The 9,686-nt window shown below is 61.0% G+C and carries 10 protein-coding genes; 5 read left to right on the forward strand and 5 right to left on the reverse strand.

Features of this window, described 5'->3' with window-relative positions; translation table 11 throughout:
* Positions 1–607: 607 nt before the first annotated feature.
* The gene (locus tag ACOYXE_RS04560; RefSeq protein WP_405123343.1) at positions 608–1,120 is read right to left on the reverse strand and encodes a carboxymuconolactone decarboxylase family protein; all 513 of its coding nucleotides are present in this window, start codon (positions 1,118–1,120) and stop codon (positions 608–610) included.
* 131 nt (positions 1,121–1,251) lie between these two features.
* Here ACOYXE_RS04560 and ACOYXE_RS04565 point away from each other — a divergent pair, with 131 nt between their 5' ends.
* Positions 1,252–2,067 carry a cupin domain-containing protein gene (locus tag ACOYXE_RS04565; RefSeq protein WP_460927921.1) on the forward strand — a complete coding sequence of 272 codons (816 nt, stop codon included), beginning with the start codon at positions 1,252–1,254 and terminating at the stop codon, positions 2,065–2,067.
* A gap of 3 nt (positions 2,068–2,070) precedes the next feature.
* On the opposite strand, the gene ACOYXE_RS04570 is transcribed toward ACOYXE_RS04565, so the two are convergent.
* A complete protein-coding gene (locus tag ACOYXE_RS04570) occupies positions 2,071–2,964 on the reverse strand; it encodes a DMT family transporter (protein ID WP_460927923.1) in 894 nt (297 codons plus the stop codon).
* Between the two features lie 90 nt (positions 2,965–3,054).
* Between ACOYXE_RS04570 and ACOYXE_RS04575 the strand changes: the two genes are divergently transcribed.
* From ACOYXE_RS04575 to ACOYXE_RS04585, 3 genes are all read left to right on the forward strand, one after another.
* Complete coding sequence (locus ACOYXE_RS04575; protein ID WP_460927925.1) at positions 3,055–4,386, forward strand: aminotransferase-like domain-containing protein; 1,332 nt, start codon at positions 3,055–3,057, stop codon at positions 4,384–4,386.
* A 52-nt stretch (positions 4,387–4,438) separates the two neighbouring features.
* Positions 4,439–4,825, forward strand: coding sequence for a c-type cytochrome (locus tag ACOYXE_RS04580; RefSeq protein WP_460927927.1), 387 nt, complete (start codon positions 4,439–4,441; stop codon positions 4,823–4,825).
* Between the two features lie 81 nt (positions 4,826–4,906).
* Positions 4,907–5,200 (forward strand): hypothetical protein, encoded by a 294-nt coding sequence (locus ACOYXE_RS04585; RefSeq protein ID WP_160058585.1) that lies wholly within the window; start codon positions 4,907–4,909, stop codon positions 5,198–5,200.
* Here the strand turns inward: ACOYXE_RS04585 and ACOYXE_RS04590 are convergent, their stop codons facing one another.
* From ACOYXE_RS04590 to ACOYXE_RS04600, 3 genes are all read right to left on the reverse strand, one after another.
* Positions 5,201–6,844, reverse strand: coding sequence for a sensor domain-containing diguanylate cyclase (locus tag ACOYXE_RS04590; RefSeq protein ID WP_160058584.1), 1,644 nt, complete (start codon positions 6,842–6,844; stop codon positions 5,201–5,203).
* A gap of 144 nt (positions 6,845–6,988) precedes the next feature.
* Positions 6,989–7,390: a hypothetical protein gene (locus ACOYXE_RS04595; protein WP_460927929.1), complete on the reverse strand. Its 402-nt coding sequence runs from the start codon at positions 7,388–7,390 to the stop codon at positions 6,989–6,991.
* Between the two features lie 157 nt (positions 7,391–7,547).
* A complete protein-coding gene (locus tag ACOYXE_RS04600; protein ID WP_460927931.1) occupies positions 7,548–8,123 on the reverse strand; it encodes a chorismate mutase in 576 nt (191 codons plus the stop codon).
* 200 nt (positions 8,124–8,323) lie between these two features.
* Between ACOYXE_RS04600 and ACOYXE_RS04605 the strand changes: the two genes are divergently transcribed.
* Positions 8,324–9,679, forward strand: coding sequence for an MATE family efflux transporter (locus ACOYXE_RS04605; protein ID WP_160058581.1), 1,356 nt, complete (start codon positions 8,324–8,326; stop codon positions 9,677–9,679).
* The last annotated feature ends 7 nt before the right edge of the window (positions 9,680–9,686 follow it).

Below are 9,686 nucleotides of genomic sequence, written 5' to 3' on the forward strand. Positions count from 1 at the left end.
AACTGTGGGAGTGAGCCTGCTCGCGAAGGCGGCCTGCCAGCCGACCAATCTCTTGCTGATGTACCCGATCCAACTGTGGGAGTGAGCCTGCTCGCGAAGGCGGCCTGCCAGCCGACCAATTTCTTGCTGATGTACCCGATCCAACTGTAGGAGTGAGCCTGCTCGCGAAGGCGGCCTGCCAGCCGACCAATTTCTTGCTGATATACCCGATCCAACAGTAGGAGTGAGCCTGCTCGCGAAGGCGGCCTGCCAGCCGACCAATTTCTTGCTGATATACCCGATCCAACAGTAGGAGTGAGCCTGCTCGCGAAGGCGGCCTGCCAGCCGACCAATTTCTTGCTGATATACCCGATCCAACAGTAGGAGTGAGCCTGCTCGCGAAGGCGGCCTGCCAGCCGACCAATTTCTTGCTGATGTACCCGATCCAACTGTGGGAGCGAGCCTGCTCGCGAAGGCGGCCTGACAGCCGACCTGTTTCTTGCTGATGTACCCGATCCAACTGTAGGAGTGAGCCTGCTCGCGATAGCGGTGTGTCACTCAAAGATGCTTTGAATGACACACCGCTATTGCGAGCAGGTCAGCTCCAACAGGTTTTGTGTGGCCGGATTCAGATGGCGGGGAAGTCAATGTCGGTCAGCGCCGCGTTGTTCAGGTAGTTGGTCAGGCTCTGCACGGCCACCAGTGCAATCACTTCAATGATCTTCACGTCGTCGATGCCGGCAGCGCGGGCGGCGGTGATCTGTTCATCAGTCAAATGGCCGCGACTTTCGGTCAGCTGACGGGCGAGGGTGGCGTAGGCGTTGAGTTCGCCTTGGCGGGCGGCGACGATGTCTTGCGCCGAGAGCCCGGCCTTGCCGGCAAACAAGGTGTGTGCCGCCAGGCAGTAGTCGCAACCGTTGACCTGTGAGGTGGCGAGGTACACCGCTTCTTTTTCCTGGGCGCTCAGCGAGGTTTTGCCGAGGATCGCCGAGGCTTGTACGTAGGTTTCGAGGGCCACCGGCGCTTTGGCCAGGGTGGTGAAGACGTTGGGCAGGAAACCGATTTTCTTTTTCACGCCTTCCAGTACTGGGCGGCTGGCGTCGGCGGCGGTTTCGAGGCTGATTGCGTGGATGCGGCTCATGGTGATGCTCCGAGAGTCCGGTGCGTAGTGCGCCGGGGATGGAGGTCATGTTATTGAGTGAGGCTGGTGGGTTGGCGGCAAATCGTCGAGGATATGCGGCAGATCGTCCAGATATGCCCTTGGAGTCGTCCATGGATCGCCTTTCAACATTGCTCAGCCATTTCGGTGTGACTGCCGGCACTTTTCACAGCGGCACGTTCTGCGGCGTCGCGGTTCATGAAAATGAACCGGTCGGCCATGTGCATTTGTTGCAGGCCGGCGAGTTACTGCTCAAGCCGGGTAGCGAGCGCGAGGTCCGCCTCAGTGAACCGTCACTGATCTTCTTCCCCAGACCCTTCGCCCATCGCATGTTTGCTGACGAAGCCATGGACACTCAGGTGGTTTGCGCAACGCTGACGTTTGATGGCGGCTCCGGCAATGCACTGGCGGCGTCACTGCCGGATTATCTGGTGCTCAAACTGACGCAAATCCCGGAATTGGCCAGCACTGTGGAGTGGCTGTTCAAGGAAGCGTTCGAAGGGCATTGCGGACGCGTGGCGGTAATGGATCGCCTGTTCGAATTGCTGGTGATTCTGCTGTTGCGGCATCTGATCAGCAGTCGCGAGCAGCAACCGGGGATGATCGCCGGGCTGGCCGATCCACGTCTGTCGCGCGCCTTGAACCTGATGCACGAGCAACCGCAAAAGCCGTGGAGCGTGGCGGATCTGGCCGCTGTCGCCAACTTGTCCCGCGCCAGTTTTGCCGAGCAGTTTCATCGGGTGGTCGGGCAGACGCCGGCCGATTATCTGCTGAGCTGGCGCGTCAGTCTGGCGCAAAAGCGCCTGCGTGAAGGCAAAGCGATTGCGCTGATTGCCGAGGAAGTCGGTTACGAAAGTCCGTCGGCGTTGGCCCGAGCGTTTCGGCGCAAGACCGGGCTCAGCCCCCGTGAGTGGAAGGCCGGCGCCTGAGGATCATTTGGCGAATTTCTTCGCCCCGGCCACACACAGAATCACGCCCAACGTCACGGCGAGCATGCCGAGGCTGACGTGTTCATGCAGCAGCGTCGCCGCCAGCGCCAGGCCGAAAAACGGCTGCAGTAATTGCAATTGACCGACCGCCGCAATCCCGCCCTGAGCCAGACCGCGATACCAGAAGACAAAGCCGATCAGCATGCTGAACAGCGACACATAGCCCAGACACAGCCACGCCGACAGGCTGATCGTGTTGAACGAGGCGGGCGCCAGCCACAGACTCAGCATCGTCATCACCGGCAACGACAGCACCAGAGCCCAGCAAATCACCTGCCAGCCGCCAAGGGTTCGCGACAGCTTCGCGCCTTCGGCATAACCGAGACCGCAGGCCAGAATCGCCGCGAGCATCAGTAGATCGCCCGTGGGCGAAGCAGTCAGACCTTGTGCCAGCGCGAAGCCAACCACCAGCGCGCTGCCGAGAGTCGAGAAAATCCAGAACACCGGTCGCGGCCGCTCACCGCCGCGCAGCACGGCAAAAATCGCCGTAGCCAGTGGCAGCAAGCCGACAAACACAATCGAATGCGCCGACGTCACGTGTTGCAGCGCCAGTGCGGTCAACAAAGGAAAACCGAGTACCACGCCCAGCGCGACAATCAACAGCGACAGCCATTGATCACGCGCCGGGCGCCGCTCGCGAAACAGCCACAGCAGTGCCACCGCCAACACCCCGGCGATGGCGGCGCGGACCACGGTGAGAAACACCGGATCGAACTCCAGCACCGCCAGACGCGTGGCCGGCAGCGAGCCGCTGAAGATCACGACGCCGATAAAACCGTTGATCCAGCCGCTGGTTTTTTCCAGCACCGGGATGCTTGGATTCGAGATCCGTTCCATTGCTGATCACGCTCAGAAGTGGGTTGCATTGCCGTGATGCTAGAGCCGAGAATCAGCACAATCAAAGAATTGTCATGGATACATCTCGACATGCCACGCTCGCGCTACAAGACCCTCGTTGACGCCTATGCAACGGACATTCGTTCCGGGCTTTTGCCGCCGGGCACGCGGTTGCCGACCCACCGGCAACTGGCCGCACAGGAAGGGCTGGCGCTGGTCACGGCTTCGCGGGTCTACGCAGAGCTGGAGGCCATGGGCCTGGTCAGCGGCGAAACCGGGCGCGGCACGTTTGTCCGCGAAACCTCGCTGGCGCCGGGGCAGGGCATCGATCAGAAACAGGTGGCGGTCGGCATGATCGACCTCAATTTCAATTACCCGTCGTTGCCCGGTCAGGCGGACCTGTTACGCACTGCATTGCGCCAGTTGGCGCTGTCCGGCGATCTGGAAGCGTTGCTGCGTTATCAGCCGCATGCCGGGCGCGCCCACGAACGCGCGTCGGTCGCTCGGCATCTGCTGACGCGTGGGGTGACAGTCGATGCCGAGCAAGTGCTGATCGTCAACGGTGCCCAGCAAGGTCTGGCGGTGACGCTGATGGCGCTGCTCAAACCCGGCGATGTGATTGCCGCCGACGCGCTGACTTATTCCGGGTTCAAGGTCTTGGCCGAAGCGCTGCATCTGGAGGTCGTGGCGATCCCGTTCAGCGATCAGGGGCCGGATCTCGCCGCGCTGGACAAACTCTGCCGCAGCCGCTCGGTGCGCGCCGTGTACAGCATGCCGACAATGCACAATCCACTGGGCTGGGTGATGCCGCTGGCCCAGCGCGAGCAGTGGGTGGCGATTGCCCGTCGCCATGATCTGACGATCATCGAAGACGCGGCCTACGCATTTCTGGTGGAAAACCCACCGCGTGCGCTGATCGATCTGGCGCCGGAGCGCACGGTGTACGTCTCGGGCCTGTCGAAAAACATCGCCACCGGCCTGCGCGTCGGTTTCATTGCCGCCCCGCCAGAAACGGTTCCGGCACTGGAACGCATCATCCGCGCGACAACCTGGAACACCCCCGGCATCATGACCGCCATCGCTTGCGGCTGGCTCGACGACGGCACGGTGACGCTGCTTGAAGAACAGAAACGCAACGACGCCAAAGCACGGCAAGCGTTGGCGGCCAAAGTACTGAAAGGACTGTCGAGCATTGGCCACCCGGCGTCGTATTTCCTGTGGCTGCCGCTGCCGGAAGACGTGCGCGCCGATCAGATTGTCGTCGAGTTGATGCACGAACAGATTTCCGTCACCACGGCAGAGCCGTTTTCGGTGTCGGGGCATGTGCCGCATGCGATTCGCCTGGCGTTGGGTTCGGTAGACATAGAGGTGTTGCGTCAGGCGTTGATCAAAGTCAGAAAGATCATCGGCGCTTACCTGTAAAAACAACATGCTACCCTTGCGCCGCCCGATGCAGACCGACCCGGAACCCTCGATGAAAAACACCGCTGCACTGTCCCTCGCCGTGATTCTCGGCACCAGCCTGTTCAGTACGTTCAGCCATGCCACAGGCGACCCCGAAGCCGGCGCGAAAATCTTCCCGCGCCTGTGTGGCGGCTGCCATCAGGTCGGCGAATCGGCCCGCCCGGGGTTTGGCCCGCAACTCAATGGCATCATCGGCCGGCCCGCCGGGACGTCAGCGAATTACGTGTATTCCGATGCGATGAAGAACTCAGGCGTGACCTGGGATCGCGAAACGTTGATCGCTTATCTGAAGGATCCGAAAGGCGTCGTGCCCGGTACGCGGATGATTTTCTGGGGGCTGAGTGATGAGGAAAAACTCGAGAACCTGTTGGCTTATCTTCAGACCTTCTCGCAATAACGGCAGGAGCTGCCGAAGTCCCTGATTGAAAATGACATGAGAAAGCTCTTCGGCGTTGTTGCTGCTTTCAAGGATCCCACCATGAAATTTTTGCTATTGGTAACACCGCTGTTGCTTGCCACAGGACTGGCCTACGCCGGCATTCCTATGTTCAACGCCACGTGCCCTGGCAAGATCGAAGTGCATGCCGATGAAGGCGGGCCGATCTACATCAATGGTAAGGAAGGCCAGTTGAAGAAATTCAACGACAACTACTTCGAAGCCAAAGGCTCGGGTGTGACCATTTCTCTGAGCATCAATCCTGATGGTTCGCCGGCGGTTTCATACACCGGAAAGAACAGGGCCAACGGGGTTTGCGAAGTGAAGAAGGGCTGATCACGCCACCTGATTGCGACCCGCTGCCTTGGCCTGATACAGCTGTTGATCGGCGCGCTTGATCAGTGCGTTGTGGCTGTTGTCGGCCGGATCCGCCAGGCCGACGCCGATGCTCACCGTCACATTTCCGACCGCAGGGAAATCGGCCTTGGCTATCGCCGCGCGAATCTTCTCGGCGACCACTTCCGGGGTGTCGGGTTGGGCGATTTCCGGCAACAGCACAGCGAACTCTTCGCCGCCGTAACGGGCGACGAAATCGGTGGTGCGCAGGCTGCTCTGAATCAACTGCGCCAACTGTTGCAGCACCTCATCGCCCACCGCGTGACCGTGCGTGTCATTGATTCGCTTGAAGTGATCGGCATCGATCAGCAGCAGGGAAAACGGGCGTCCGGTGCGGCGGAACAGCAGTGTGTATTCGGTGAGTTTCTCGTCGAAACGGCGCCGGTTGTACACGCCGGTAAGGCCATCGTGAGTCGCCAGACTCAACAGTTCGGCGTTGGCCTGCGTCAGCGCTGCGGTGCGTTGCGCCACCGTGGCTTCCAGCGAGGCATTGGCCTCTTGCAGTTCACGCTCCTTGCCGAGCAGTGATTGCGTCATCGCATCGATGGACTGGCCGAGTTGGGCAATTTCCCGCACCGGGTGTTGCAGCGGGAATTGCGCGCCGGGCTCTTTGTTCTGGACCTTGCGGGCCGAACGGGCGAGCTGTTCGATCGGGCGGCTGAGGTACAGCGCCAGGTAATAGGCCACCAGCCCGAACAGCACCGCTGCGACCACACCGAGGATCAGCAATTTGTACATCAGCAGGCGCGCCGGTTGCAGCGCGGTTTCCAATGGCTGGCGCACGGCAATCGACCACGACAGCGCCGTACTCGATGGCGTCGGTACGGTGACCATGCTGGTGAGGAAGCCGTTACCCGCCGTCCAGTCCTGCAATTTCGAATCCGTCGCCGCCAGTTGCTGGCCCATCAGTGCTTCGGGATAGAGAATCTTGCCATCGTGATCGATGATCAACGCTTCAATATCCGGCATTGAGTTTTTATGCGCAAACGCCGCTGACTCAACAATGCGCGTCACCCAACTCCAATGTGCGTGGGCGCCCAGTACACCAATCACCTGACCGTCGGCGTTGTGGATCGGCGCGGCGAAATCGATGAAACGCAGCGGCTCACCGTTCGGCAGCGCCGGGAGCATTTTCGCCAGCAGCACCGCTTCATGAGGGTCGCCGGTGTACTCACTGCGTAACCCGGCCTGGAACCACGGCCGTTGTTGCACCGACAGGCCGACCAGCAAGTCGTTCACCGCTTGATGCACCTTGCCCTCGGCATCGGTGACGCCCATCCACGCATACTCGGTGCGCGCTTGGGTGCGCAGTTGCATCGATTTGAGAATGGCCGGGTTGTCCAGATCGCCACGCTCCAGATGCGGCGCACGGCTGAGCAGATACACCTCCAACTGGCGTTCGCGTAGTTGTTCACCCAACAACGACGCGGCCGAACGCGCGGTGTTGAGCAAGGCATTGCCGCTGGCCTGCTTCATCTGTTCGGTGGCGATGTGGCCAACGTAGAAGCCCACGCTGAGCAGCGTCAGCAGGGACAAACCGGCAAACCAAAGGGTGAGGTGGCTACGCAGACTGGCTTTGAGCATGGGCGAGGTCTGTTTTGGAGTTGTGGCCGCATGGTATGCGCAATGGGCGGTGGGTGACCAGTCGGGGAATGGAGGGTTGCGGGCAGGAAAAAGCCCGGCTGATCAGGCCGGGCTTTTTCTTGGGTTTGCGATGAAGCCGTTGAGTTATGCGACGCGGCGTTCGATCAGGCGATCAGAACCACCTTCGGCAACACGGCGTTCGATCAGACGATCGGAACCACCTTCGGCGACGCGGCGTTCGATCAGGCGATCAGCGCCACCTTCGGCAACGCGGCGTTCGAGCAGGCGATCGGAACCACCTTCGGCAACGCGGCGTTCGAGCAGGCGATCGGAACCACCTTCGGCAACGCGGCGTTCGATCAGGCGATCGGAACCGCCTTCGGCAACGCGGCGTTCGAGCAGGCGATCGGAACCACCCTCAGCAACACGACTTTCAATCAACTTGTCCGAGCCGCCTTCAGCGACCTGGGTGTGTGCCGGGGTGGCGGCAAAAGCGTTAATGGCGAAAACCGAAAAAGCGATGCTGAGAAGGGTCTGGCGTTTCATGATCGTGTGCTCCAAGGGGTAGTTGTTTGTCTGGAGCCGATGTTACGCCGTGGATTTTTTATGAGAACTTCATTGCCGTGATGGTGAACATCGACCGCAATGATGGTTCACCAATCCCCTGTAGGAGATGCCGCAGGCTGCGATCCTTTGATCTTTCTCAGAGCGACTTCGCCGCCCGAACACACAGTTCACCGGTAGCCCGCGTCAGAGCCAGTTCATGCAGCGCGTCGTGGCTCAGCCCGCTGCGCGCCTTGGCCAGCCACACCGAGCAATTCGCATCATGGCGATACGGTGCGAAATCGGCGTATTGCTGCAACAGCCGGGTTTGCAGCTCATCCAGACGCGGGCGAATCTGCTTGCCCAGGTCGGGGCGCGGAGTGTCCGGCGCGGCACCCGCCGCCTGCCATTGCGAAAGCAAACCGTACTGCACCAGTTTGTTCGCCTCCATTTGCGCGGCAATCAGTTGCGCCACCTCTTCCGGGTCGAGCTTGTGCTCGGCGGCCAGCGCGCGGGCATTGGCGATGACCTGCGCCTCACGCGGGCTGTCCTGAATCGGCTTGCCGCTGTCCCATTTGGTCAGCGCGACGAGGTCGCCGATGTTCAGGCGCTCGTTGAGTGTTTCCAGCAACGGCTTCAAAGTTTCCGCGGGCGCGGCAGCGGCAGCGGCAGCGTGAGCGCTGGTGGCGAGCAGGGCGAGTAGGCTGGCGGTCAACAGATTGGCAAAGTGCGGCATGGACAGAGCCTCAATGAGAGCAATAAAAGTGGCCAGTTGTTTACCACAGCTCTGAACCGACACCTACAGATCCGTGTCAATTACACAGGCGTGGGCACCGGCAATAAACATCGATTTGAAATGTTAATTGCGCCCCGCGTGCAACTCGCCGAAGCTATCCTTCATCAGCCCTCCCGCCGTTCGAGATGGACCTCTATTCAATGCAAGCCGTCGCCCAACGCCCCCTCTGGCACACCTACCTGCTGTTCCTCGCGCCGATGGTACTGTCGAACTTTCTGCAATCGATGTCGGGCACGGTCAACAGCATCTACATCGGCCAGATGCTCGGCACCCAGGCGTTGGCGGCGGTGTCGGGGATGTTTCCCATCGTGTTCTTCTTTATCGCACTGGTGATCGGCCTCGGCGCGGGCGCCGGTGTGTTGATCGGTCAGGCGTGGGGCGCGCGTGAACCGCACATGGTCAAGGCGATTGCCGGGGCGACGCTGTTGCTGGGCGTGTTGATCGGCCTGGTAGCCGCAGTATTGGGCAGCGTGTTTGCGCGACAGGCATTGGCGGGGTTGGGGACGCCGGCGGATGTGCTCGACGATGCAGTGGCGTATGCCCATGTGATGATGTGGATCTTGCCGTCGCTGCTGGTGTTTGTGTTGTTCACGCAACTGTTGCGCGGGGTCAGCGATACGCTGTCGCCGTTGCTGGCGCTGATGGTCTCGACCTGTGTCGGGCTGGCCCTGACCCCGGCGCTGATTCGCGGCTGGTTCGGCCTGCCGCAACTGGGCATTCAGAGTGCGGCGTACGCGGGGTTGGCCGGCAACCTGGCGGCAATGGCATGGCTGGCGTGGCGCTTGATTCGCAAGGGTCATCCGCTGGCGCCGGACCGCGAGTTCTTCGCTGCGCTGCGCCTCGACGGAGCGATTCTCGGCAAGGTGTTGCGGATCGGTCTGCCGACCGGCGTGCAGATGATTGTGCTGTCGCTGTCGGAGCTGGTGATTCTGGCGCTGGTCAACCAGCACGGATCGCAAGCGACGGCGGCCTATGGCGCGGTGACGCAGATCGTCAACTATGTGCAGTTCCCGGCTCTGTCGATTGCAATCACCGCGTCGATCCTCGGTGCGCAGGCCATCGGCGCCGGGCGACTGGAGCGCATGGGGCCGATTCTGCGCACCGGGCTGCTGATCAACGTGTGCCTGACCGGCGGTTTGATTGTGCTCGGCTACCTGTTGTCGCACTGGTTGCTGGGGCTGTTCCTGACCGAGGACTCGACCCGGGCGATGGCTGAGCATCTGCTGCACATCATGTTGTGGAGTCTGTTGGTGTTCGGCTTCCAGGCAATCATCGGCGGGATCATGCGCGCCAGCGGCACGGTGTTGGTGCCGGTGGTGATTGCGATCATTTGCGTGGTCGGCGTGCAACTGCCAGCGGCTTACTGGCTGGATGGAAAGTACGGTTTACAAGGTGTATGGATGGCGTTTCCGGTGGCGTATCTGGGCATGCTGGTGCTGCAGACCTTGTATTACAAACTGGTCTGGCAGCATCAGAAGATCGAGCGTCTGGTCTAGGCGCTGG

This window comes from Pseudomonas sp. MC6, from assembly GCF_054790575.1.

What these genes read in the sequence shown, in the direction of transcription:
- ACOYXE_RS04560 (WP_405123343.1), bottom strand. Translation starts at nt 1,120, where the DNA reads ATGAGCCGCATCCACGCAATCAGCCTCGAAACCGCCGCCGACGCCAGC.
- ACOYXE_RS04565 (WP_460927921.1), top strand. Translation starts at nt 1,252, where the DNA reads ATGGATCGCCTTTCAACATTGCTCAGCCATTTCGGTGTGACTGCCGGC.
- ACOYXE_RS04570 (WP_460927923.1), bottom strand. Translation starts at nt 2,964, where the DNA reads ATGGAACGGATCTCGAATCCAAGCATCCCGGTGCTGGAAAAAACCAGC.
- ACOYXE_RS04575 (WP_460927925.1), top strand. Translation starts at nt 3,055, where the DNA reads ATGCCACGCTCGCGCTACAAGACCCTCGTTGACGCCTATGCAACGGAC.
- ACOYXE_RS04580 (WP_460927927.1), top strand. Translation starts at nt 4,439, where the DNA reads ATGAAAAACACCGCTGCACTGTCCCTCGCCGTGATTCTCGGCACCAGC.
- ACOYXE_RS04585 (WP_160058585.1), top strand. Translation starts at nt 4,907, where the DNA reads ATGAAATTTTTGCTATTGGTAACACCGCTGTTGCTTGCCACAGGACTG.
- ACOYXE_RS04590 (WP_160058584.1), bottom strand. Translation starts at nt 6,844, where the DNA reads ATGCTCAAAGCCAGTCTGCGTAGCCACCTCACCCTTTGGTTTGCCGGT.
- ACOYXE_RS04595 (WP_460927929.1), bottom strand. Translation starts at nt 7,390, where the DNA reads ATGAAACGCCAGACCCTTCTCAGCATCGCTTTTTCGGTTTTCGCCATT.
- ACOYXE_RS04600 (WP_460927931.1), bottom strand. Translation starts at nt 8,123, where the DNA reads ATGCCGCACTTTGCCAATCTGTTGACCGCCAGCCTACTCGCCCTGCTC.
- ACOYXE_RS04605 (WP_160058581.1), top strand. Translation starts at nt 8,324, where the DNA reads ATGCAAGCCGTCGCCCAACGCCCCCTCTGGCACACCTACCTGCTGTTC.